A 22,599-nucleotide genomic window follows, 5' to 3' on the forward strand; every position below is an offset into this window, starting at 1 on the left:
ATTCAATTTTTCACTTTTCGCAACAGCTTGTCATGAAGTTTGGACAAGGTGAACAATACGATGATAGAGCCGATCAAGGTTAATGCCATATCCCATTGTGCGTCCCAAATATCACCTTGTGTTCCTAAAAAGTCCTTTGAAGCTTTTCTGCCTTTTGAAATGATGGCAGCTATCCATTCGATGATTTCATAGAGTGCTCCAATGGCAAGCGCAAAACTTACTGTGACAGCAAATAACCACGGTCCTTTTGTTAGGGGAGTTTTACGGATTACTATTTCCCTAATCACAATCGCAAGTAAACCTTTTAGGAAATGACCAAACCGATCATAGTGGTTCCGGGGTAGATCGTAATGATCTTTTATCCAATTAAATAGAGGAACTTTTGTGTACGTATAATGGGCACCGATGAACATGGTAATTGAAAGAACGGCAATGACGAAATAGGATAATGTAGTGAGGCGGAATTTATTATATGTGGCCATGACATAAATCAGAAACACTACGGCAGGAAGGACTTCCATTGTCCATATCAAGTATCCTTCAGGCTTAATCACTGACCAAATAAAAACTGCAGTGACTAGCAATAGAAATAATAAATGAATCAGTCTACCTTTATCTCTTCCCAATTTTTTCACTCCATAAATTTATGATATGTAGATCGCAAAAGATTGAATTGCAATCGGAAAAATCAATCGGATTGTGAATGGATAAAATGCTTAATACTTTCATTTAATTCATTGGCCGCTTTTGTAGGGATTTGATGCTTTACATGATCAATGAATCTTAATTCCGGATAGGGCAATTTTTCATGCAATAAATGTGCATAGCGATACATTGGTTTATCTTGTTTGCCATAGATCAGTAAAGTTGGAAGATTGATTTTCCCAAGCTGATGGGTACAGGTATAATGCAAACTATAATGGTAATACTGCTCGATATTACGGGCATCTCCTTTTAGGGCTTCATTAAACATTTTGTTGAACAGCTTAATGGTATTCGAATTGCTCCATGAGATGGAAAGCGCAAGAATGGGAACTGCGTTTTTCTGGGCAAGTGATATGCCTAAAGAAATCTTTTGCTTTAAAGATGTATCCTTCACCTCGGACATTCCGCCTATTACAATTCCACCTAGAGCCCTGTCGGCACAACTCAGCAAGAATTCCAATACGATGGAGCCGCCTGTCGAGTATCCGCATATGAATGCTTTTTTAATTTTCAAATGATCCAACAGATGTTTGATATCTTCTATAATCAGGGGATAAGTTACTGGCTGTCTTGAATACTGACTTCTTCCATGACCCCTAATATCAAAAGTGATGATTTTGAATTCTTCGGATAATTTCTCCAATTGGTATTCGAAATTCACACTGGTCAGTACAGGAGGATGGATAAAAACAATAGGAACCCCTTTACCCCTAACAGAATAATGCAAGCTGATGCCGTCCGCATCTAACATTGGCATGAATATTCACCCCATTCGAAGAGTACTTGCATAATATCCCTCCTGAAAGAATTTTCCCTATTTAACATGTTTTTATTACTAATTGTTTTGGTAACGAACTAATTGAATTTTTAGGGTTCTTTTGAACAAGATATAAGAGTTCAGGCAATGAACAAAAATATAAAAAATAAGGTGATGTAAATGAGAGCAAACATGGATAAAATTTTACCAGTTGTCGCTTCGGTTGGAATAGGTATTGCCACATATCAAATGTTGAGCGGCAAAGGCGGGAAAATGAAAAATATGGTGCCGCTTGCCACCAACTTGATGGGAATGGGGACTGGGATGCCAGGGCAGAATCAACAACAGCCAGAAAATCAATAAAAACAAAATCACCTCCTATAGGGGATGATTTTAGACTGTAGACAAAACTCGATGAAAATCGAGTATGTCTACAGTTTTTTTGCGGTTTGTACAATTTGCACGTTGATTTCCGATCCAGGCGCTCGCTTTCCGCGGGCGGTCAGGGAGCCTCCTCGGCTTGCGCCCGCAGGAGTCTCGCACCTTCCTCTCCAATCAACTATGTTATAACGTTTAGTTAGAAACTATACCTGAGGAGTTGAAGGTGTTGGTTTGGGAACATCATCATGTGTTGAAAGATATGTTTTCCGAACCCCTTTTGTGTATACAAACTGAATGGGGTGATATTCTTCAGACTGTAGACAAACTCGATATTAATTAAGATTGCCTAGTTTTTTTGAGGGAGTGTAAAATATGAACGTGATTTCCGCTCCAGGCACGCGCTTTTCCCGCAGGAGTCTCGCACACCTAGGTAAACCCCCTCTTGTTTTTATTCATGAAACGGGACTTCCATCATATGCTGGCTTTTGGAAATGACACGATGAATCATATTTACCATTTTTTATAATTAAAGTAATAAAACACCAATAAAATAACTCCTTGCGTTATAATGAATGGGCTCCAAGGGAAGTGTCAGAAACCTGCAGGAGTGATCATTTGAATGGAGGTTATATGTGTTGAAGAAAAAATTATTGGTCATGATTCCAACAGTTGCTTTGATGTTGGCTCCTTTAGGAACGGGGACTTCAAATACCGAAGCGGCATCAAAGGGAAGTCAAATCCAGAAAATCGAAACGAAGGCGGAAACACGCCCGACCCTCAAGAAAGGCTCACGTTCAAGTTATGTAAGAGACTTACAGCAAAGCCTTAAAGATGTTAAATATCATGTAGGTGTTGATGGGATTTTCGGTACCCAAACACAAAATGTGGTAAGGGAGTTTCAAGTGGATCATAACTTAGCTTCAGATGGTATCGTCGGACCGAAGACATGGGCTGCTTTAGATGAAAATAAGGTGGAAAGAAGACAGTTCACGGAGAAAGACGCGATCGCGTTAGGGAAGAAGAAGCTTGGCAGCAACATCGTATTCAGCGGTGATGGCAGATTGCTGAAAGATGGCAACGGAAAATCATATTACAACTTTAAAGCAGCTAATAAAGATTGGATCGATCAAGGCGGCACAGGAACGATTGGGTGGTTCCACATTTATAAAGATGGCCGTGTAGTGGAACAATAAAGGATATACATGCTACATGCAAAAATGGTTCTCACTTTAAGTGGGATTTTTTTTATGTAAAGCATCAAGAAGACTAAATACATCTATTTTTGGCTATAAATAACAAGTAAATACAGATATAATAGTAAATGGACAGCAATTTGGTATAGTGGGCAGCGGTCACTCCTTTTCAGAAAGGGGGTGTCGCTGGTGATTTCTATTATGGACGGACTGATGCTAATGATTTCATTTGCCTCTTTAATCGTCGCAGTAATCGCGGTTACATTAAAAAAGTAACCCCCTCCATACCATCCGGCCAGATGTATGTAGGAAAAGGTTACTTTCATGATCGAGTAGCAACTGACTTACCACAGAAAGCCGCTGCTCTTTATGCAGTTTGCTGTTCATTGAGACGCTGGTTTAACCAGTGTCTTTTTTTATATTTATTATTATATCCTCATTTTCCCTATACATTCAACTAAAAAACCTGGATGTAATCTTGAATATAAGTAAAATCAATTAGATTTTCGTTAAATTCCTGCCGTTTTCCTGTTTGAATAATTTCATCCCTTTATAAGAAACAATCGCAGGAATCATACAAAGCAAGGCCATCGGTAAACAATAAAGAAGATAGAGATGCCCTCCGTTATCGAGCAAGGGAATGAAGGCTAATGCAACAAAAAGTAAAGTGAAAAAAATGATCGTGAAAATCCCGAAAGATTGATGATAGAATGCATGTATTTCCCTTCTTCGTTCATCCTGGTTGGGTAAGGTCTTAACTGCTTTGTGCGTTCGAAGGAATAGGTACAAGGAGAACATTAGAAATAAAGCGGAAAATGGCAAAGCGATCGCAAATAATGAAACGTCCAGAATGGAAAGATAAAAGCTGGATAAAAAGAAAACCTCTGATACCCCTAATGCAAAACAATAATTGAAGATACTTATTCTATCAGGTTGTTTAAGCATGAAATCCCTCCTTCTATATCATATTATGCAACTGCTTTCATGTTCACCACTTTGTCACATTTAAAAGAAAAAAAATCCTCCCGGTTCCACTCAGCACCGCTCGCTGCCCCGTCAAATGTATCAAGCCTGCAGATGTTGAATAGAGTCTTTGCATATTACGAATAGTAATAAATATCGCTTAAGAGGGGAGTGCTCAATGACTGTAAAAACGGCAATCAAAGGATTTTTACTTGTTCTTCTATTATATTTCCTTTATGTAGTTGTGACGGCTGTTGTTCTTTTCCCCAAAGCAGAAAAAGAAGAAGACAGGCCGATTAAACAGGTAAGTGAATATATGGGAGAGAAGGAAGCCACCTTGGATCGTGTCCTGCTTTTCGAAGACGGTTATGAGTCGGGACTCGCCAGAATGCGAATGATCCAGGAGGCCCAGCATTCAATCGATATCGCCTACTATGCTTTCGGAAAAGGCGAATCAACCGAGCTTTTTCTTGGAGCCTTGATCGATGCGGCTGACCGTGGTGTCAAAGTCCGAATCCTTCTGGATGGAATAGCTCATGGACTCAGAGGCCAATTAAGCAGTGCCCGTTATGCATTGGCTTCACATGAAAACATTGAATTAAGATATTACGAAACCTTTAAGCCATTTAAGCCGTGGACCTGGCATAATCGCCTTCATGACAAGATCATCACGGTAGATGGAAAGTTAGGCATCATCGGAGGGAGGAATATTGCCGATAAGTACTTAGCAAGCAAACCGCCGAGGAATTTTGTCTATGACAGGGATGTACTCATTTTCAATGCTAAAGAGGAGAAAGATAGTGTAATCGTTGAAATGAAGGGCTATTTGGATGAATTATGGACCCATCCGTATACGAGCGATATTTTTTCGGACCTGTCGAAAAGGCAAACGGAAAAAGGAAAACGCGAAAGAGATGCATTAGCGAAAAAATACAGCAAAGCTTTGCGCACTGAAACCGATTTCGTGAACCCAGTCGTCGATTGGGGCAAGGCTACTACACCTACTAAAAAAGTGTCCTTCATTCATAATCCGATCGAACGGTTCAACAAATACCCCATTGTGTGGAGATCTTTACTGGATATTGCTGCAAACGCCAATCAATCGGTATACATCCAAAGTCCCTATATTGTCCCTGCGGATGCCTTGAAGGAATATGTACCGAAGCAATTGGATTCAAAGGCTGATTGGACCATACTTACCAACTCGGCTGCATCAACCCCGAACATGATCGCTTTTTCCGGTTACTTGGCTTTTAGGGATAGCGTCGTTGAGACGGGGGCAAGGGTATATGAATATTCAAAGCCTTATTCTTTGCATGGTAAATCGGTTGTCTATGATCAACGATTAAGTGCAGTGGGTTCCTACAATTTGGATTCTCGATCTGCCTTTTTAAATACAGAATCGATGGTGGTCATCGATAGTGAAAGATTTGCAGCGCAGTTGATAGGAGCGATGGATTCAAAAATCAAAAATAGTACACTCATTGCTGACAATAAAAAATATAGACAATTGCCAGAGGATCGGAAAAGGGAAGAGTCCTTTTTTAAGGCCACCTTTTTAAATGCCCTCTCGAAAATTACGGTATATTTCAATAGGTTCATTTGAAACATGACTAAAAAGACAGCAATCTTAGTGATTGTTGTCTTTTTAGCCTTTTGCGGAGATTATCTTATGAATACATATGTAATTTGCTATACTTGAGCAAGCTAATCACAACAATCGTAAGGAGAACAGAAACATGCAAACATTACAGCACCTATCGAAACATATTGCCTACCTGCCTCCAGTTCAGGAAACGGATCGCCCGGTCCTTGCCGCCGTTACGGGAAACAAGAAAACGCTCATCATCGATGCCGGTAACTCTGTCAGGCATGCGCAGCTCTTTGAGGACGAATTGCTTCGGAATGATATAAGCGGGAATTTCCTCGTGCTTACCCATTCACATTGGGACCATGTATTCGGACTAGAGAATATCGGGATTCCGGTGATTTGTCAGGAAAAAACATACACGAACATTAAAGATATGCAGCAGCTTTCATGGGAAGATCAGGCCCTTGACCAACGTGTCGAAGAAGGAACGGAGATTGCCTTTTGTGCCGATGCAATCAAATTGGAACATGGGACGAATAGAGAGATTTCCCTTCCCCTGCCCGATATCATCTTTGAAAAAACGATGACGATCGATCTTGGCGAGATAACCTGTGTCATCGAACATGTCGGCGGCGACCATGCCAATGATTCCTGCATCATTTATATACAGGAGGAAAAGACCTTATTTCTGGGAGATTGCCTGTATGCCAATCTTTATGCGGAAAAATGGAATTATACGGCTGAACAGGCTTTGCTGCTTCTTAAGAAAATAGAAGCCTATGATGCCGAAACCTATATACTTTCCCATCATGATCAGCCTCGTACGAAACTGGAGATGGAGGCGGAGCTTAAGCTAATGAAAGAATGTGCCAGAGCGGTGGTCGAACATCGGGGAAACCGGGCTTTAATGGAGCAGGAATTGGCTAAAGAATTAAAGCGGGATTTAACTGTGGACGAGCTCGAAACGATTGGATTTTTCGTGAATGGGTATGTTGAGTGACTGAACTCTAAGTGGGGTATGAGCTCGGCATTATTGGGCTCATACCCAGGCCGATAAAAAAGAGATAATAAACGTTATTAGTGCTGAAAGGGTGAGAACCGATAGGATGCCTGATATGATTTTCCCTGCTTTTGCTCCTCTATTATCAGGATATATATGACCAATTATGAAGGAGGGGATGAAAAATATAGCCGAATAGAACACAGTATAATGAATACCTGAATCTCCATTTGACCAGGAGCTAAGTCCGATAGTATGTAAAATATGATCTCCCATGCAAGATTTATCGCCAAATTCAAACGTAAACAATATTCCCAATAAACATAGCACGAAAGAAAGTGAACCTAATCCGATATCTTTTGTTTTCTTAACTTCAATGGTTGTCATGTTCTTTTTCCTCCTTGCATTAAAAACCAAATTATGGTTTTTTGTAACGTAAATCAGCAAGTACTTAAATCCCTACACCTATACCAGAACCCCGATATATTAAAACTGCACCTCCAATGTCTAACAATTAGGGTGCAGTTCAAATTAATTATGAGCTTTTTCTAGAGCAAGCTTTATCCCGAAACCAATCAAGACCGTCCCGGTTATCCCCTCGAATATCGTTTGGGTTCTAGGCTTTTTCATAAAAGCACTGATTTGGTTCAACAGATAGATATAAAATACAAACCACAACGCAGTTAAAACGGTATACGTCATGCCCATGATAAGGAATGGTAAAAACGTATCATTCCCCGGATTCACGAACTGAGGCAGAAACGTTAAAAAGAAGACGGCCACTTTAGGGTTCAGCAGATTGGTAAGGAATCCTTGCTTAAAGCATGACTGGTTTTCGTACTTACTTTTGACCGTCGTTTCCGCCGCTGCGGCCACTTGCTTATTCCTTAATCCCCATAGTGTCTTGAAGCCTAGATATACTAAGTAAACGGCACCGGCATATTTGAAGATGGAAAATAATAAAGCGGATTTCACAATGATTGCTGAAAGTCCGAAAACGGCAGCAGATGTATGAATGAGCAGGGCACAGCATGTGCCGAATATCGTTTTAAAACCTCCCGAAGTCCCCACGGTAACGGTGTTCCTTGTGGCTATTGCTGTATCTGGACCAGGTAAGATGATGAGAAGGATGCACATGATGATGAATAAATAAAAGTTTTCCATATTCGGACCTCCACTCTTAGTGATGAATTCTGAAAATTATAACATAGATGCACGTGGTTTAGGGAGATAAATTTGATAGTAAATGATTACAAAAAAAACAAGCCAAATCAGTTTTTGATCTGGCTCGTTTTTTGAAAACATATTGTCAGGGTGACTTTTTCAACACAGCACGTACCGGACTTCCATCGGCTTCGACCAAAGGAAGAGGGAGGGCTGCCAACTCATAATTACCCGGTTCGATACCGTCTAATACAAGTCCTTCCAAAATGTGAATGCCATGATCGGCAAGTTCATGGTGGGCAGACAGCTCTTTACTATCCAGTGGATCTACTGATGGTAAATCAAGTCCAATTAGACGGACGCCGTGTTCTGAAAGATATGCCGCTAATTCTGGCTGGATATGTGGAATGGTTTGTGGAAACACACTTCGATCCTTCCATGCATCCGTGCGAATTAACAGACGGGTAACGGCTTGTAGATCTATATGGGATAATTCATCGACTCCGATGCTTGTCTTGTTTGGTAAATGGATAACTCGGGCATTTCCCATATATAAGTCGAGATCCAAATCAATCACTCTTTTTCCATCATCATCAAAATGAAAAGGTGCATCAATATGGGTACCGGTATGGATACTCATATTGATTTGACCTACATTGACAGATCCGCTCTGTTCTTTACTCCAATTGACTTTATAAGAGAAAGGTGTATCTCCAGGCCAGACTGCAACGTTATCATCCAGACGTTGTGAAATATCAATCCATGTCCCCATGCATTTACCTCCGTCCCTACTGGCTGTTTCTTGAATATCTTATAGCTTCGTTCTTAGACTCCATAGCTCTGGGAAAAAGTGTTGATCCAATGCTCTCTTTAAATACGTTACACCTGATGATCCGCCCGTTCCTTGTTTATTACCAATAATCCTTTCCACTGTGGTCATATGATTAAAGCGCCATAATTGCTGTTGGTGGCCGATGTCCACTAACTTTTCCCCCAGCTCATATAAGTCCCAATATTGCTCAACATCGCGGTAAACTGTCAGCCATGCCTCTTCTACACTGGCATTTGGTTCATATCTTTGGGACCAATCCCTGCTGAGGGCTTCTTGATCAATAGGTAATCCGCGTGCCACAAGAGCATTGATCGCCGCGTCATATATACTTGGCTCATGAAGGGCCTGCTGCATTTGCTCGTATAAATCCGTTTGGTGCTGATAGACGGATAGCGTATGGACATTCTTGTTTCCTAATGCAAATTCAATCAAACGATTCTGGTAAGATTGAAATCCGGAAGATTGTCCCAGTTTATCCCTGAACTCCATGTATTCAGCCGGTGTTAAAGTTGAAAGGACATTCCATGACTGGATCAATTGCTGCTGAATCCTCGAAACCCGCGACAGCATTTTAAACGAAGGTTCCAACTTGTTTTGGCGGATGGACTCTGTTGCTGCTGTCAACTCATGTAAAATGAGCTTCATCCATAGCTCACTCGCTTGATGGATAATGATAAAAAGCATTTCATCATGATGATCGGAGCATCTATGCTGACTGGTTAAAATTTTATCAAGGTGGAGGTAATCTCCGTAAGACATCGATTTTTGAAAGTCGGTTTGAATTTCTTTCTCTAGACCCGTTATTGTTTGTTCATTGTTTTCCACATTTTTCATTCCGCAATCTCCTCACTTTTCGCAAAAAACTATTTATTCCGCCATTCTATTCTATCTTCTTTTCCAGAGATTCTTCCATTACATTATGGTTAATATTTCTTCCTTTTGAAATAAAATAAGCAACAGCTAAAAAAAGTAACCAAGGAATCCCGAATTGAAGCATGATTTTGAAATCCGTAAACCATGATGTAATCATCAAACTGAATAGAAGAACGGCTCCTAGTATCGTTAAATAGGGGAAACCGATCATCCTAACAGGTAATTTGCGTCCGCCGGTTTTCTCCCATTTCACCCTGAAAAACAAATGGGAAATGAAGATCATGAGCCATGTGAACATGGCACCGAACATGGAAATCCCCATCATGAAAGCATAGGATGAACCAGGAAGTAACGCATGAACGCCTGCAGCGATGAATATCCCCGTTGAAGAGACAGCAAGGGCTTTCGTAGGAACACCGCTTTTGTTTAACTTTCCTAAAAAAGTAGGTGCATGTTTTCCGCGTGCCAATGAAAACATCATCCGTGTTGAAGCATAGAGCTGAGCGTTCATGGCAGATATGGCAGCCGTTAGAATAATAAAGTTCATGATCCCGGATGCACCTGGAATGTTCAGGATTTCCATCACTTTTACGAATGGGCTTACCTCGATCCCGGCCGTTTTCCAAGGAACGATCATCAGCATGATGCCGATTGTCAGCACATAGAAAGTGGATAAACGGAACACAGTCGCTTTTAATGCTTTTGGGACGGCGGCATCCGGATCTTTTGCCTCCCCTGATGTAACCGCTATCAATTCAGTTCCAAGAAAGCTGAATAAAGAAATAAATACGGCTATCCACATCCCCTTCAAACCAAATGGGAAAAAACCGCCGTCATTCACGAAGTTTTCCGGTCCTATATGCGGCTGTTCGGATGAACCGAACAGTACATAGGCTCCAAGTAGGATAAAACCAACAATGGCACTTATTTTAATAAAGGAGAACCAATACTCAAATGTCGCGAATGTATTCACGCTGGTAGCATTTACATAAATCAAGACACCTGCAAAGAACAATATCCATACGATTCCCGGCACGTTCGGAAACCAATAATTCATATATACGCTGACTGCACTTACTTCAACCCCAACAGCCAAAACATTGCCAATCCAATAGGAATAGCGGACAAGATAGCCTGCCATTGGACTCATGTACTTTTCCGCAATGGCCCCAAAAGATCCGGAAGTAGGGTGGGCAACCGTCATTTCAGCTAAACAGCCCATCAATAGTAAGACAATGAACGCCCCAAGAGCATAGCTGAGCAATACACTTGGCCCTGCCGCTTGAATCGCAAGTCCGCTGCCAAGAAATAGCCCCGTCCCGATGGCACAGCCCATCGCGATCATGGAAAGCTGACTTGTTTTCAGCTCTCGCTTTAATCCTTTTTCTGGCTCATCTTTAAAGTTCAATTGAGTATTGTTTTTCTCCATAGTTCATCTCCTTTTTATCAAAAAGATTTTATCCTGCCTAATTAATTAACCATTTGAGGGATGAGCCCCATCTGGAGGAACTCCGGGTTATGCGACCACTTCACGCTCATTCTTGTATTTTTCATATTGTTTTTCTGACATGATTTTCTTGAGTATTTGTACAACTTCCCAAACTTCCGCATAAGAAGTATAGAGTGCAACCGGGGCGAGGCGAATGATGTTAGGTGCACGGAAATCGGGAATGACACCGTTCTCTTTCAATGCCTTGCATATCCGTGCAGCTTCTTTATGCTCGAGGCTTACATGACCTCCGCGGCGGATGTCTTCTCTGGGGGTTCCAATGAAAAATCCCATGTCTTCCAATTCGAATTCGACTAAATCCATTAAATATTGATTGATTTTCAGGGATTTTTCACGAATATTTTCAATTCCAGCTTCTATAAAAATGTCCAAAGACCCAATCAAAGGTGCACAACTTAACACATGCGGCGTGCCAATTTGATACGCTCCTGCTGATTCAGCTGGTGTTAAGGTATGTTCCATATCGAATTGTTTATCTTTTTTGGAGCCGAACCATCCAGCCAATCCAGGCATCGTCCCAAAATGTTTTCGATTTACATATAAACCGCCAACACCGCCAGGGCCGCCATTTAAATGTTTATAATTGCACCAATACGCAAAATCCACATCCCATTCGCTGAATGAATGCGGGATGGCACCGATGGAATGACATCCGTCAAATCCGATTACAATGCCTCTTTTATGAGCTTCATCAGTCAATCGTTTCATATCCAGTATTTGACCGCTGCGATACAGGACCGTCGGCAAGATGATCAAAGCGATGTCATCGGTCATTGCTTCGATGATGTCATCTTCTTCAAGAAATCGGCCATCACGGCTTTTCACGCGGATGAGATCGGTTTCCGGATCGTATCCATGTGTACGCAGCTGACTTTGAAGAGCATAAATATCAGTCGGGAAGGTTAATTCATCAGCCAAAATCTTTCTGCGCATTCCTTGAGGCTTATAAAAAGTAGCTACAAGCTGATGCAGATTTACAGTTGTGGAGCCGGTTACAATAACTTCCTCGGGAGAAGCTCCGACCAATTGGGACATCTTCGCGCCCAATTTCTCAGCCATGAAAAACCATGGGTGATTCCCTTGCGTCCATCCATCAATCCCATGCTCTTTCCAATCTTCCAAAGACTCCAGAAGAGTGCGTTCAGCCCTTTTCGAAAGAAGCCCCAATGAGTTTCCATCCATATAGATGGAATCCGGCTTTAAATAAAACTCTTCTCGAAAACCTTTAAGCGTATCATTCTCATCCATTTGTTTAGCATGATCCAATGTATATTCAGAAACCATAATCATCCTCCTATTTTAGTTTTTTTAAATTCTAGGAGAATCGTACCAAAGAATATGACACAGTGTCAATAAGTTAATTCAGAAAATTATAAACACTCAAGCTGTCATTCCAACAAATGTTTTTTATTTTATGGAAATCCTTTATGCTAGAAGATAAAGGGAGGAATAAGCATGGAGAATGGCAAAACAGGGGATAAACGGCATTTACGCTCGATCATGACACGACAAAAGCTATTGGAAGCTGCAAAGGAAATATTTCTTGAAGAAGGTTATCAAGCTGCGCTTATTTCCCAAATGATCAAAAGAGCAAACATCGGATACGGGACGGCCTATGTTCATTTTAAAGGGAAAGAGGATCTGTTAATTGTATTAATGGAAAATGTAATGGAGCAATTCTATGAAATTGCCGAGACCTTTTTCTTTCCAAAATCAAAAGACGAAGCAAAACATATCATCAACAGACAAGCTAATGCATTTTTGAAAATGGCAGAAGCTGAACGCAACATGATGCAGGTCTTCGAACAGGCCATTGGGATATCAACCATTATTTCAGATAAATGGAAAGCGATCCGCATGAAGTTCATTCAGCGAATCTCGCAGGACGTCGCCTATGCACAGCAAAATGGACTGGCAAGAACTGAACTAAACCATGAGCTTGTCGCAAGAGGATGGTTTTTCACAAACGAAATGTATCTATGGGAAATCGTGCGAAACGAACATCAAAGTTCAGTAGAAGAAATATCTCAAACCATCACCTCAGTCTACGTTGAAGGCTTATATGTGTAATGATGGTGGCAGCTAACCAATCTTCCGATTATATACAATCGGAAGATTTTTTTATTATCAAAACTCACGAGTAAAGCCGCAGAATTCGCGAGTAATCAGCAAACTTCCGAGTAAACTGCCCAAACTCACGAGTAAACTGTTCAAACTCACGAGTAAATAGCGCAAATTCACGAGTATATCGCTCAAACTCACGAGTAAAGCCACAAAATTCACGAGTAAATAGCGGAACTCACGAGTAAATAGCCCAAACTCACGAGTAAACTGTTCAAACTCACGAGTAAAGTGCCCAAACTCAGGAGTAAATGCAAATTTATGAGTAAATAGCGGAAATTCACGAGTAAACTGCTCAAACTCACGAGTAAAGCCACAAAATTCACGAGTAAATTGCTCAAACTCACGAGTAAAGTGCCCAAACTCAGGAGTAAATGCAAATTTACGAGTAAAACAGCAAAATTCACGAATAAATCGCTCAAACTCACGAGTAAATAGCGCAAATTCACGAGTAAACTGTTCAAACTCACGAGTAAAGTGCCCAAACTCAGGAGTAAATGCAAATTTACGAGTAAAACAGCAAAATTCACGAATAAACTGCCCAAACTCACGAGTAAATAGCGCAAATTCACGAGTAAACTGTTCAAACTCACGAGTAAATAGCACAAATTTACGAGTAAACTGCTCAAACTCACGAGTAAAGTGCCCAAACTCACGAGTAAACTGTTCAAACCCACGAGTAAATAGCGGAAATTCACGAGTAAACAGCAAAATTCACGAGTAAACTGTTCAAACTCACGAGTAGATAGCGCAAACTCACGAGTAAATAGTGCAAATTCACGAGTAAATCGCGCAAATTTACGAGTAAACTGCTCAAACTCACGAGTAAATAGCGGAAACTCACGAGTAAATCGCTCAAACTCTGCGTATATCACTCAAACCCACGAATATATCGCTCAAACTTACAAGTAAGGTGCAAATTCCCGAGTAAAATACCCTCCTCATTAGCATCGGACTTACAGGGGCTACGCCTTAAGTCTTACTAGAAAATATAGCTAAGGCTCATTATACGAACTTGTAAAAGTAGATAAGATATAAACATAGAAAGGAGGACGAAAACAATGAAGAAATTTGGTTTATTTATTGTAGGACTGATCGCACTTTTCCTGTTGTTGGCGAACGTTGGTCCACTAATCAGCCTGGCGATTTGCTTGGCGATCCTATACTTTGGGTTCAAGCAGTTCATGAAGTCCGAATCGACAGGGGCGAAGATTGCGTGGGGATCAGTCTCCATTATCGTGCTGATCGTTTCTATTTCCCATATCCCGGCAATATTGGGACTGGTGGCAGCTTATGTTCTTTACCTGGTTTATAAAAAATGGAATGAAAATGATGAAAGTGCTTCATCGAAAGAAAGTGACCCATTCTCAAATTTTGAAAGAGAGTGGAAAGAGTTGAATAAGAACTAATAGAAGGGATGTAATTGGAATGGGTAATTTATTTTCAAGAATGAAACAAACGATTTCGGCTGATTTTCACGATCTGTTGGATAAAAAGGAGCAAAAAAATCCAATTGGGATGTTAAATCAATATTTGCGTCAATGTGAGCAGGAGACGGAAAAGGTCGGTAAGTTGCTTGAACGTCAATATCTTCTGAAAGAAGAGTTTACGCGTGAATATAATCAAGCGCAAAATCTAGCTGAAAAACGTAAGCATCAGGCTGAGATTGCCAAGCAGTCGGGAGAGACCGATTTGATGGAATTTGCTGTAAAGGAAAGCCTGCACTATGAAGAGCGGGCGCAAAGTTTGAAAGAGGCGCATAAAAGTGCAGAGGTTCAGTTGGCTGAGCTGGAGCGGAAATATGAAGAAATGAAACATAAGCTGAAGGATATGCATCTAAAGCGGTTGGAACTGATGGGAAGGGAAAATATTGCCCGGGCAAACAACCGGATCAATCGGGTTTTGGACGGAGGCAGTTCCGAAGCCAAACCGGTAGCGATGTTTGAGGAAATGGAGCATTATATCGATCGCATCGAGCACCAGGTCCATACAGATTATAATCGGCATACGATCGATGCTAGGATTGTTCAGCTTGAAAAAGAATTGGAACAGAAAGAAGCGTAAAGTTTTTTAGGCATCGCTGTCATCCCCTGGCCTTTTGGAATGGAGGGCGGGGGAAAACAGGCTGTCAGAACGTGACAATTTCATGGTATTCTTAAAAGGCACGGGTTTCTGTGCCTTTTAAGAATACCATGATCATATACAGGGGAGGCGAACCGATGTTGAACAAGATGAAGACGGACTATATGGGATGGATACTTCTCATCGGAGTCGTCCTGCTTTTTTTAGAGATTTCATTTACGGGTGGGGGTCTCCTTTTTTCCATCGCTTTTTCAATAGGCTGTATCTATTTAGGCAGGAAATTCACAAAACGGACAATCGGGAAAATCCTATTTTTTATAGGGCTGATTTCCCTTATCATCACAGTCTTGAATATGTTCGTCTTTAGATTTTTCCTAATGGCGATCCTCATTTATCTTTTGCTTTTATATTATCAGTCCAAAAAGAATCCTGATTGGGTCAGTCCCATTTTAACAAATGATGATTCGGACGAAGAAAAGATCAATAAGGAACGACTGCTGAAAACCGATTATCTATTTAAAAATAAGTTGTTTGGTCATCAACAAACGACCGAACATGTATATGAATGGAATTCCGTGAATGTTCAGGGCGGGGTCGGTGATACGGTTATCGATTTAAGCAAAACGATTTTACCGAAAGGCGATGCTGTCATTTCCATCAGGAATATCATTGGCAATATCACAGTCCTTGTACCGTATGGCATCGAAATCAGGGTCCATCATTCTGTCATTGCGGGCAGAGCGCGGATCTTTGAAAATAAACCTGAATCCAGGGTCTTTAATCAAATTTATTCCTACCAAACGGAAGGGTTCAATGAAACGGATCACAAGGTTCATATCTTCACTTCAATCTTAGTTGGCGATTTAGAGGTGAAGCGGATATGAGCATAATGACACGGCAGATATTGACTGCCCTTGGTGTTGCTTTCGTTCTTTCCCTTGCTTTGCCGGCTATGGTTTTCTTCATCTTTCCTTTATCCGATTGGAGTGTATTGTGGGAGAAAGTGGTCATGGGATTACCCTTCGTCATATTTTTGCCAAGCCTGGTCATGACGATAGGGCTGATTTATGGAGTCGTTTCGGGGATGTTTTGGAAGAGACAGCTTGAAAGGGTGGATGAAGGTCTGCATTTCCTTGAACAGGGCCGCTTACCCTCGCAACAGGAAACGTATCCAATTCAAGAGATGGCTAAAATGGAGGAACGGATGCAACTGATCTATAAGCAAATCAATGAGCAGACTAAATTATCGCAAAAAATGGCGAATGAAAAGGCCATTGATCAGGAGAAACAGATCCAGGAAATCGTTTCCCAGGAACGAAACCGTTTAGCGAGGGAGCTGCATGATTCGGTGAGCCAGCAATTGTTTGCCGCTTCGATGTTCATGTCGGCCATCACCGAATCACAATCCGATATGGAAAAAACGGAAATGAAACAATTCAAGGTAGTGGAAGAAATGATTCATCAATCCCAGCTTGAGATGAGGGCGCTATTGCTTCACTTGAGGCCTGTTGCATTAAAGGGAAAATCTCTACATGAAGGAATGAAGGAGCTTCTTTTGGAATTGGCCCAAAAAGTGACGATGGATATAAATTGGAAGATGGAGCCTGTCACTCTGGATAAGGGGATTGAGGACCATCTGTTTCGGATTTTACAAGAATCGATTTCCAATACCCTGAGACATGCAAAAGCGAATTCGCTTGAAGTGCTATTGATCGTCCGTGATGGAATGATCATTTTACGAATAACGGATGACGGCATAGGTTTTAACGTCGAGGAATCGAAAACGGGATCATATGGTCTGCAAAACATGCATGAACGGGCTGTTGAATTAGGCGGGACGATGCAAATTGTAAGTGTTCCGAATAAAGGAACGAAACTTGAAGTGAAAATCCCATTATTAAATGCTGGAGGTGATCATGATGATTAAAGTATTATTTGTCGATGACCATGAAATGGTAAGGATAGGGGTATCGGCTTATTTATCCGCACAGTCGGATATCGAAGTGATCGGGGAAGCGGACAATGGTTTGAAAGCTGTAGAACTGGCAATGGAATTGCGTCCGGATGTCATTTTGATGGATTTGGTGATGCCGGAAATGGACGGCATAGAAGCGACGAAACGAATTATTGAAAAATGGCCAGAAGCGAAAATCATCATTGTGACAAGCTTCCTGGATGATGAAAAAGTGTACCCGGCATTGGAAGCCGGAGCGACGAGCTATATGCTGAAAACATCAAAGGCCAGCGAGATTGCGAGAGCCGTCCGTTCCACTTTCCAGGGTCAAAGCGTACTTGAACCTGAAGTGACGGGAAAAATGATGGAAAAGCTGCGTCGCCCAAAAATCACCCAGCTTCATGATCAATTGACAAACCGTGAAATGGAAATTTTACTGCTGATGACACAAGGGAAAACGAATCAGGAAATTGCCGATGAACTATACATAGCCCTGAAAACCGCCAAAGTGCATGTCAGCAATATATTAAGCAAGCTTGCCGTGCAGGACCGCACGCAAGCAGTGATTTACGCATTTAAGCATTCGCTCGTTCAAGAAGAAGAGTAAAGAGCGTCTATTTACCAATAGAGGAAAGTTTGTTATATTTAGGGAAATAATCCTGTAAAGTTCATTCAAGGTTGCTGATTGCAGCCTTTTTTACGGATTACAGGAAAAAAGCAGGTGAAATGGTGTTAAGAGTGATTTGGGAATTATTTCGTATAATCACCATTATTTTCGTTATTGGAATGATTATGGGGCTCGTCATTCATTCAATCTATGCGATTTTTGGAATAACCGTAGAGAATACCACGGGCGGATGGATCGTTGGTATGGCAATTTTTCCATTACTTTATGTACTCTATAAAAACCGGCTTCAATTTTCAGGTTTCTATAAAAATGGCAAACAAGTAAAACTTTCAAACAGGACAACTACTATACTGCTTTGCTCCTCTGTGTTAATGTTGACGGTTGCCCCTTTATTTCGCTAACGGATGTAAAAAGAGCATGTTTTATTCAAAACATGCTCTTTTTTATACCGTTTTTTTAGATTATACAGCTTCCTCTGCGGTATCGAGCCTCGTTCCGTATATCCGATAAAGAACCAAAGCGAATACCATTCCTATAAAGGAGATGAAGGAAATGAACAAGTAAAGGGTCTTCCCGCCATATGCTCCATATATGGCTCCGCCTATATAAGATGCAATGATTCCCGAAACCCCGAAGAATAGCAGCGCCAGTACGGTCTGGCCTGTGGCACGCCATTCCACTGGAACAATCCGGTATAGATATTGGATGGCCGCCGAGTAGAAAATCGGGAAAGTCAATAGCTGCATGATTTGCAAATAAGCTAATAGCTGTGGATCGGTAATCCACGCAGAGACGAAATAACGGATAAAGAAAAATGCTGCTGCAAACGAAATGATGATGATTTCCTTACCTTTGCGCAGCCACCAAAAGCTTAGGGCGAATACAACGATTTCACTTCCCGCCGCCAAGAACCAGGTCAAGCCTACAAGCTTGGCACTTCCTCCAAGTTCCCGGATATATACTCCAAGGAAGGTATCGTTCATCCTTGCTGGAACAGCACAGATAAAGACCAATAACAGAAAGAGAAGCGTCTCTTTATTGCTGAAAAAATGCTTAAGGCTGCTTAAGGTGACAGGTTTCCCTGAAACGGGAGCATCAGGCATCATCCAGCTGACGATGAAGCTGATCAAACCTATGCCTGCAAAAAGGAATGCAAGACTGTTAGCTCCGAAATATGACATAACATAGCCGGTGATCAGCGATATGACCGCATAACCCAATGCACCATATGTCCGGATGGAGCCGTAGCTGATCCCGGATTTCTCTGCCATCGTAAAATTGAGGCTTTCCGTCAGGGGATCGATCGGCATCAAAAAGAAATATAGCAGCATGGCAAACAGGATGAGCTGAAGATAACTGCTTGAATCATAGAGGAAATAACCGATTACGCTCGAGAAAAAGATGAGTAACAGCAGGACTTTTCGTATAGTCCTTGTTTTGTCGCTGATCATTCCCCATAAAGGCTGGGTAATGAGGGTGACAAAACCTCCTGTACCGATGATGAATCCGATTTGGGCTGGACGCAAACCTTGATCAGCCAGATAGACTGGGAGAAACGGAATGAAAATGGCAAGCAGTCCAAAATATAAAAAGTTAAAACTCTTTAATAATCGTATTGCTTTCATAAAAAATATGATACCTCACGTGTTCTATAGAGTGGATTGATTTCAGACCATGTTATTGTATCATTGATGACAGAATTTGAAAAAATAGTTTTAAAATAGATTTGGTTTCGAGGGTAAATCTCACTTTTAAAAAATGGATGTAAATGATAGAATTAACACTTATTGTTAATTGAAGAGGGTGGTAATTCATGGACCAGGACACAAAAGTGATACAAGAGTTGCAGCAATTGAAGCAAAAAGTCGGTCATCTTGAAGACTTATTAACGCAGCAACAGAATAAAAAGGAAAAAGCAGGACCATTTCGAATCTTCCTGGACGCAGTAGGCTCAATGCTATTTGGGTTAATTGTTGTAGGACCGGTTATAGTGATTGCGGTTGGGGTTCTGATGGTGGCTGCATCATGGTTAGGGATGGTGTTTTAAACATTTAGGAGAGTCTAGGCTTTTATGAATATATTGATTTGATTAGGTGACCAGTAGGAATTATTGATGATGGATAGGGACAGGATTTTTTCTATTTTTATTCGCGTCGAATGTATGATTTAAGTATTGCATCTTTTCTTAAAAGGGGGATTTTTAAAGTGAAAGTAGTGCTACCTTTTGCAATAGCCATGATTGCACTTACAGGGTGTTCTGCAATAGCCGATAATGGAACCAGTGAATTGAAATGGTATAAAACCAAAGAAGAAACGATTAATCATGGCATTAAAGAAGAAAAGATGAAAAAAGAAGATATCATTGGAGAAGTTAGTGAAAACGGGGAAACATTTGTTATTTATAAGAAACAATTTGAAGAAGGCTTGGGAGTAGGGGTATCAAGCATAAGTGAGCAAGAAGGAAAGTTTGCTTGGTATGACCCTGATCAAGATGTTCTTGTTAAAAACGATAAAGTCAAAAAGTATTCCTCCCAGATCAGTTGGGGAACAACAACACAATCAGGAAAGGATTTTACAATTTACACTGGATTAAGTGAAGATCAAAGTCCTATCGTTAAAACACAAACTAGTGAAGTAAGCCCTGCAATAGACAAGAAAAGTGGGATTTATTTCTATATAGAACCTGCTAAATAAGTCATAAGAACATTTGTTGAGTTTACGAAACTACTGGTAAATTGAGGGTATCCATAAAGGGCACTCTTTGTCTTTAGGAAACCTTGCAAATATGCTTCAACCATCATGGGTTTCTTCATTTTCATCTTTTAAGACTATCTAACACATGATTCTGCAGCCGCAGGATGTTCCTTAAGTGCGATTGAATTTGTATATTATTTGTCCGCCAGTATCCTAATAATTGGATCAAGGGCTTTCACGATTTCCCCTCATTTATTTCTTTGAAAATATTATCCTAAGAAAGTTATTGACAAATTTACCTTGAGTCCGTATAGTATGGGATATTATTAAAAATATTCAGATATAATTTTTCAAACGCAATGAACAGGAGTAGTAAAAGCTCATTATTCGGTGAAGAGAGCTGCGGGTTGGTGCAACGCAGTCCAATGATACTTTGAACTTGCCTGGGAGTGGTAAAGCGAAAGATAGGAATGATTCCATTCTTTTGTTTTAACGATTGACCTTCGTTACCAGGTTTTTAAAGCAGGGTTCTTTAAAGAGCCAATAAGAGTGGTACCGCGGTAAGCTTAAGGCATATCGTCTCTTTCTTCATTTGATTATGAAGGAAGAGACGATATGCTTTTTTTGATTTTTGGGAGGTAAGGATATGGAAACGGACAAACGGAATTTACAGAGGACAATGACTTCAAGGCATATTACGATGATGGCATTAGGCGGTGCCATCGGGGCAGGTTTATTTAAAGGAAGCAGTTCAGCCATTGATATGGCAGGCCCTTCCGTAATCATTGCGTACTTGATAGGAGGCATCATCCTATTATTCATCATGCAAGGTTTAGCTGAAATGGCGGTCCGCAATAGCGGTGCACGAACATTCAGGGATTTGGTCCAATCGATCTTAGGAAAGTATCCTGCCTATTTCCTGGATTGGATTTATTGGAAAATGTGGGTGTTGAATATAGCGGCCGAATCAGTGGTTGCGGCGATTTTCCTTCAATATTGGCTGCCCGGATATCCAATCTGGATATTGGCATTAGCTGTTTCGGTTTTGGTTACTGCGGTTAACTTGCTGTCGGTGAAGGTTTTTGCTGAAACGGAGTACTGGCTTGCTTTAATTAAGATTACGGTCATCATTGTGTTCATCATGGCTGGATTATTGTTGCTGCTCGTTACTTTTGGTGATCATACCGCGGTCGGTTTTTCTAACTTGACCGAACATGGCGGTTTCTTTCCGAATGGATCTACAGGTTTGATTACGGCGATGCTGGTGGTAATCTATTCATATGGCGGTACGGAAATCATCGGGGTCACATTAGCTGAAACGAAAAATCCTGAAAAAGTGGTTCCAAAGGCCGTTCGCAGTACATTGGTCAGGATCATTTCTTTCTATATCATTCCTTTTTTCATCATCGTTAGCTTAATTCCTTGGAACGAAGTAAACGGGGTGAAGGAAAGTCCATTTGTAATGGTCTTTCAAATGATCGGGATTCCAGGTGCCGACCATATCATGAATGCCGTCGTTCTATTAGCGATCATATCATCGATGAACTCCGGGTTGTATGGTTCATCCCGCGTTCTGTATACACAAGCCGTGGATGGTCGCGTTCCGATAATCTTTTCCCGTTTATCCAAGAAGAAAGTACCTGTTCCCGCAATCTTAATGTGTACTTCCGCTTTATATGGCGGTGTATTGATTTCCTTATTTGCTGGAAGCAAGACCTTCGATTTCCTAATGGGTTCGCTTGGATATACCGTATTATTCATCTGGTTGATCATTGCTTTCGCCCATTTGAAATCACGTAAACAACAGTCCGGAAAAACAAGTGCCTATAGGGTAAAATGGTTCCCGTATACGACTTGGGCTGCGATCATCGCTTTAATAACGATCCTGATCGGAATCATTTTCACGACATCCATAGTCGTTACGATCATTACTCTTTGCATCTACATCTTCATTTCCTTAACGTATGTATGGAAAAAACGCCATAACAAAATCTAGAGATGGCGGAGTGATCACTTTTGCCTTCCCGCATATAAGTTTCATATCAAGCCGTGGTATATGCCATGGCTTTCGTTATGTATTTTAGTCGGATTAAAAGTAAGAGATATCCATTTTACTAGTTCATGAGATTCATTAACTTTAGCGATAAAAGA

General features: G+C 41.0%; 25 protein-coding genes and 1 other annotated feature. Of the genes, 14 read left to right on the top strand and 11 right to left on the bottom strand.

Going from position 1 to position 22,599, the window contains the following annotated elements:
- Positions 1 to 2 precede the first annotated feature (2 nt).
- Positions 3 to 635, bottom strand: a complete 633-nt coding sequence (locus A6755_RS07500) for a DUF2238 domain-containing protein (RefSeq protein WP_377307262.1) — start codon at positions 633 to 635, stop codon at positions 3 to 5.
- Positions 636 to 688: 53 nt separating this feature from the next.
- Complete coding sequence (locus A6755_RS07505; RefSeq protein ID WP_063590301.1) at positions 689 to 1,462, bottom strand: alpha/beta fold hydrolase; 774 nt, start codon at positions 1,460 to 1,462, stop codon at positions 689 to 691.
- 192 nt (positions 1,463 to 1,654) lie between these two features.
- Between A6755_RS07505 and A6755_RS07510 the strand changes: the two genes are divergently transcribed.
- The gene (locus A6755_RS07510; RefSeq protein ID WP_244889649.1) at positions 1,655 to 1,825 is read left to right on the top strand and encodes a hypothetical protein; all 171 of its coding nucleotides are present in this window, start codon (positions 1,655 to 1,657) and stop codon (positions 1,823 to 1,825) included.
- Between the two features lie 650 nt (positions 1,826 to 2,475).
- Complete coding sequence (locus A6755_RS07515; RefSeq protein ID WP_063590303.1) at positions 2,476 to 3,036, top strand: peptidoglycan-binding domain-containing protein; 561 nt, start codon at positions 2,476 to 2,478, stop codon at positions 3,034 to 3,036.
- A gap of 498 nt (positions 3,037 to 3,534) precedes the next feature.
- On the opposite strand, the gene A6755_RS07520 is transcribed toward A6755_RS07515, so the two are convergent.
- Positions 3,535 to 3,981 (bottom strand): hypothetical protein, encoded by a 447-nt coding sequence (locus A6755_RS07520; RefSeq protein ID WP_063590304.1) that lies wholly within the window; start codon positions 3,979 to 3,981, stop codon positions 3,535 to 3,537.
- Positions 3,982 to 4,177: 196 nt separating this feature from the next.
- On the opposite strand from A6755_RS07520, the gene A6755_RS07525 reads away from it, so the two are divergent.
- On the top strand, positions 4,178 to 5,605 hold the full coding sequence (locus tag A6755_RS07525) for a phospholipase D-like domain-containing protein (protein ID WP_063590305.1): 1,428 nt from the start codon (positions 4,178 to 4,180) through the stop codon (positions 5,603 to 5,605).
- A 133-nt stretch (positions 5,606 to 5,738) separates the two neighbouring features.
- Complete coding sequence (locus tag A6755_RS07530; protein WP_063590306.1) at positions 5,739 to 6,590, top strand: MBL fold metallo-hydrolase; 852 nt, start codon at positions 5,739 to 5,741, stop codon at positions 6,588 to 6,590.
- A 39-nt stretch (positions 6,591 to 6,629) separates the two neighbouring features.
- On the opposite strand, the gene A6755_RS07535 is transcribed toward A6755_RS07530, so the two are convergent.
- The 6 genes from A6755_RS07535 to kynU form a co-directional block, all read right to left on the bottom strand.
- Positions 6,630 to 6,977 carry a hypothetical protein gene (locus A6755_RS07535; protein WP_063590307.1) on the bottom strand — a complete coding sequence of 116 codons (348 nt, stop codon included), beginning with the start codon at positions 6,975 to 6,977 and terminating at the stop codon, positions 6,630 to 6,632.
- 144 nt (positions 6,978 to 7,121) lie between these two features.
- Entirely contained in the window at positions 7,122 to 7,754 is a 633-nt protein-coding gene (locus A6755_RS07540) for a LysE family translocator (RefSeq protein WP_063590308.1), read from the bottom strand.
- Between the two features lie 145 nt (positions 7,755 to 7,899).
- A complete protein-coding gene (gene kynB, locus A6755_RS07545) occupies positions 7,900 to 8,526 on the bottom strand; it encodes an arylformamidase (RefSeq protein WP_063590309.1) in 627 nt (208 codons plus the stop codon).
- Between the two features lie 39 nt (positions 8,527 to 8,565).
- Positions 8,566 to 9,420, bottom strand: coding sequence for a tryptophan 2,3-dioxygenase (gene kynA / locus A6755_RS07550; RefSeq protein ID WP_034309592.1), 855 nt, complete (start codon positions 9,418 to 9,420; stop codon positions 8,566 to 8,568).
- Between the two features lie 46 nt (positions 9,421 to 9,466).
- Positions 9,467 to 10,888, bottom strand: a complete 1,422-nt coding sequence (locus A6755_RS07555; RefSeq protein ID WP_063590310.1) for an amino acid permease — start codon at positions 10,886 to 10,888, stop codon at positions 9,467 to 9,469.
- Positions 10,889 to 10,975: 87 nt separating this feature from the next.
- Positions 10,976 to 12,253: a kynureninase gene (gene kynU / locus A6755_RS07560; protein WP_063590311.1), complete on the bottom strand. Its 1,278-nt coding sequence runs from the start codon at positions 12,251 to 12,253 to the stop codon at positions 10,976 to 10,978.
- A 171-nt stretch (positions 12,254 to 12,424) separates the two neighbouring features.
- Here kynU and A6755_RS07565 point away from each other — a divergent pair, with 171 nt between their 5' ends.
- Positions 12,425 to 13,039, top strand: coding sequence for a TetR/AcrR family transcriptional regulator (locus A6755_RS07565; RefSeq protein ID WP_063590312.1), 615 nt, complete (start codon positions 12,425 to 12,427; stop codon positions 13,037 to 13,039).
- 57 nt (positions 13,040 to 13,096) lie between these two features.
- On the opposite strand, the gene A6755_RS07570 is transcribed toward A6755_RS07565, so the two are convergent.
- The gene (locus A6755_RS07570) at positions 13,097 to 13,801 is read right to left on the bottom strand and encodes a hypothetical protein (RefSeq protein WP_063590313.1); all 705 of its coding nucleotides are present in this window, start codon (positions 13,799 to 13,801) and stop codon (positions 13,097 to 13,099) included.
- A 350-nt stretch (positions 13,802 to 14,151) separates the two neighbouring features.
- Here A6755_RS07570 and A6755_RS07575 point away from each other — a divergent pair, with 350 nt between their 5' ends.
- The 6 genes from A6755_RS07575 to A6755_RS07600 all read left to right on the top strand — a co-directional run bounded on the left by A6755_RS07575 (position 14,152) and on the right by A6755_RS07600 (position 18,155).
- The gene (locus A6755_RS07575) at positions 14,152 to 14,499 is read left to right on the top strand and encodes a lmo0954 family membrane protein (RefSeq protein ID WP_034309581.1); all 348 of its coding nucleotides are present in this window, start codon (positions 14,152 to 14,154) and stop codon (positions 14,497 to 14,499) included.
- Positions 14,500 to 14,518: 19 nt separating this feature from the next.
- Positions 14,519 to 15,154 (top strand): PspA/IM30 family protein, encoded by a 636-nt coding sequence (locus tag A6755_RS07580; protein WP_034309579.1) that lies wholly within the window; start codon positions 14,519 to 14,521, stop codon positions 15,152 to 15,154.
- A gap of 155 nt (positions 15,155 to 15,309) precedes the next feature.
- Positions 15,310 to 16,056, top strand: a complete 747-nt coding sequence (gene liaF, locus A6755_RS07585) for a cell wall-active antibiotics response protein LiaF (protein WP_063590314.1) — start codon at positions 15,310 to 15,312, stop codon at positions 16,054 to 16,056.
- Positions 16,053 to 17,099, top strand: a complete 1,047-nt coding sequence (locus A6755_RS07590; protein ID WP_063590315.1) for a sensor histidine kinase — start codon at positions 16,053 to 16,055, stop codon at positions 17,097 to 17,099. Before liaF ends, A6755_RS07590 begins: the two co-directional genes overlap by 4 nt.
- Positions 17,092 to 17,733, top strand: a complete 642-nt coding sequence (locus A6755_RS07595) for a response regulator transcription factor (RefSeq protein WP_034309572.1) — start codon at positions 17,092 to 17,094, stop codon at positions 17,731 to 17,733. Before A6755_RS07590 ends, A6755_RS07595 begins: the two co-directional genes overlap by 8 nt.
- A gap of 119 nt (positions 17,734 to 17,852) precedes the next feature.
- Positions 17,853 to 18,155, top strand: a complete 303-nt coding sequence (locus A6755_RS07600) for a hypothetical protein (protein WP_063592485.1) — start codon at positions 17,853 to 17,855, stop codon at positions 18,153 to 18,155.
- 60 nt (positions 18,156 to 18,215) lie between these two features.
- On the opposite strand, the gene A6755_RS07605 is transcribed toward A6755_RS07600, so the two are convergent.
- A complete protein-coding gene (locus A6755_RS07605) occupies positions 18,216 to 19,379 on the bottom strand; it encodes an MFS transporter (protein WP_063590316.1) in 1,164 nt (387 codons plus the stop codon).
- Positions 19,380 to 19,567: 188 nt separating this feature from the next.
- Between A6755_RS07605 and A6755_RS07610 the strand changes: the two genes are divergently transcribed.
- The 3 genes from A6755_RS07610 (at position 19,568) to A6755_RS07620 (ending at position 22,444) form a co-directional block, all read left to right on the top strand.
- Positions 19,568 to 19,801 (top strand): hypothetical protein, encoded by a 234-nt coding sequence (locus tag A6755_RS07610; RefSeq protein ID WP_063590317.1) that lies wholly within the window; start codon positions 19,568 to 19,570, stop codon positions 19,799 to 19,801.
- Positions 19,802 to 19,959: 158 nt separating this feature from the next.
- Complete coding sequence (locus A6755_RS07615) at positions 19,960 to 20,448, top strand: hypothetical protein (RefSeq protein ID WP_063590318.1); 489 nt, start codon at positions 19,960 to 19,962, stop codon at positions 20,446 to 20,448.
- Positions 20,449 to 20,798: 350 nt separating this feature from the next.
- Positions 20,799 to 21,035 (top strand) — a binding site (T-box leader).
- A gap of 59 nt (positions 21,036 to 21,094) precedes the next feature.
- Positions 21,095 to 22,444, top strand: coding sequence for an amino acid permease (locus A6755_RS07620; RefSeq protein ID WP_063590319.1), 1,350 nt, complete (start codon positions 21,095 to 21,097; stop codon positions 22,442 to 22,444).
- Positions 22,445 to 22,599: the final 155 nt, after the last annotated feature.

The organism is Peribacillus frigoritolerans, from assembly GCF_001636405.1.
In the GTDB taxonomy this organism is placed as follows: Bacteria; Bacillota; Bacilli; order Bacillales; family DSM-1321; genus Peribacillus; species Peribacillus frigoritolerans.

What these genes read in the sequence shown, in the direction of transcription:
- A6755_RS07540 (WP_063590308.1), bottom strand. Translation starts at nt 7,754, where the DNA reads ATGGAAAACTTTTATTTATTCATCATCATGTGCATCCTTCTCATCATC.
- A6755_RS07565 (WP_063590312.1), top strand. Translation starts at nt 12,425, where the DNA reads ATGGAGAATGGCAAAACAGGGGATAAACGGCATTTACGCTCGATCATG.
- A6755_RS07525 (WP_063590305.1), top strand. Translation starts at nt 4,178, where the DNA reads ATGACTGTAAAAACGGCAATCAAAGGATTTTTACTTGTTCTTCTATTA.
- A6755_RS07520 (WP_063590304.1), bottom strand. Translation starts at nt 3,981, where the DNA reads ATGCTTAAACAACCTGATAGAATAAGTATCTTCAATTATTGTTTTGCA.
- A6755_RS07555 (WP_063590310.1), bottom strand. Translation starts at nt 10,888, where the DNA reads ATGGAGAAAAACAATACTCAATTGAACTTTAAAGATGAGCCAGAAAAA.
- A6755_RS07605 (WP_063590316.1), bottom strand. Translation starts at nt 19,379, where the DNA reads ATGAAAGCAATACGATTATTAAAGAGTTTTAACTTTTTATATTTTGGA.
- A6755_RS07595 (WP_034309572.1), top strand. Translation starts at nt 17,092, where the DNA reads ATGATTAAAGTATTATTTGTCGATGACCATGAAATGGTAAGGATAGGG.
- kynB (WP_063590309.1), bottom strand. Translation starts at nt 8,526, where the DNA reads ATGGGGACATGGATTGATATTTCACAACGTCTGGATGATAACGTTGCA.
- A6755_RS07530 (WP_063590306.1), top strand. Translation starts at nt 5,739, where the DNA reads ATGCAAACATTACAGCACCTATCGAAACATATTGCCTACCTGCCTCCA.
- liaF (WP_063590314.1), top strand. Translation starts at nt 15,310, where the DNA reads ATGTTGAACAAGATGAAGACGGACTATATGGGATGGATACTTCTCATC.
- A6755_RS07610 (WP_063590317.1), top strand. Translation starts at nt 19,568, where the DNA reads ATGGACCAGGACACAAAAGTGATACAAGAGTTGCAGCAATTGAAGCAA.
- A6755_RS07580 (WP_034309579.1), top strand. Translation starts at nt 14,519, where the DNA reads ATGGGTAATTTATTTTCAAGAATGAAACAAACGATTTCGGCTGATTTT.
- A6755_RS07600 (WP_063592485.1), top strand. Translation starts at nt 17,853, where the DNA reads ATGGTGTTAAGAGTGATTTGGGAATTATTTCGTATAATCACCATTATT.
- A6755_RS07535 (WP_063590307.1), bottom strand. Translation starts at nt 6,977, where the DNA reads ATGACAACCATTGAAGTTAAGAAAACAAAAGATATCGGATTAGGTTCA.
- A6755_RS07575 (WP_034309581.1), top strand. Translation starts at nt 14,152, where the DNA reads ATGAAGAAATTTGGTTTATTTATTGTAGGACTGATCGCACTTTTCCTG.
- kynU (WP_063590311.1), bottom strand. Translation starts at nt 12,253, where the DNA reads ATGGTTTCTGAATATACATTGGATCATGCTAAACAAATGGATGAGAAT.
- A6755_RS07505 (WP_063590301.1), bottom strand. Translation starts at nt 1,462, where the DNA reads ATGCCAATGTTAGATGCGGACGGCATCAGCTTGCATTATTCTGTTAGG.
- A6755_RS07620 (WP_063590319.1), top strand. Translation starts at nt 21,095, where the DNA reads ATGGAAACGGACAAACGGAATTTACAGAGGACAATGACTTCAAGGCAT.
- A6755_RS07590 (WP_063590315.1), top strand. Translation starts at nt 16,053, where the DNA reads ATGAGCATAATGACACGGCAGATATTGACTGCCCTTGGTGTTGCTTTC.
- A6755_RS07510 (WP_244889649.1), top strand. Translation starts at nt 1,655, where the DNA reads ATGGATAAAATTTTACCAGTTGTCGCTTCGGTTGGAATAGGTATTGCC.
- kynA (WP_034309592.1), bottom strand. Translation starts at nt 9,420, where the DNA reads ATGAAAAATGTGGAAAACAATGAACAAACAATAACGGGTCTAGAGAAA.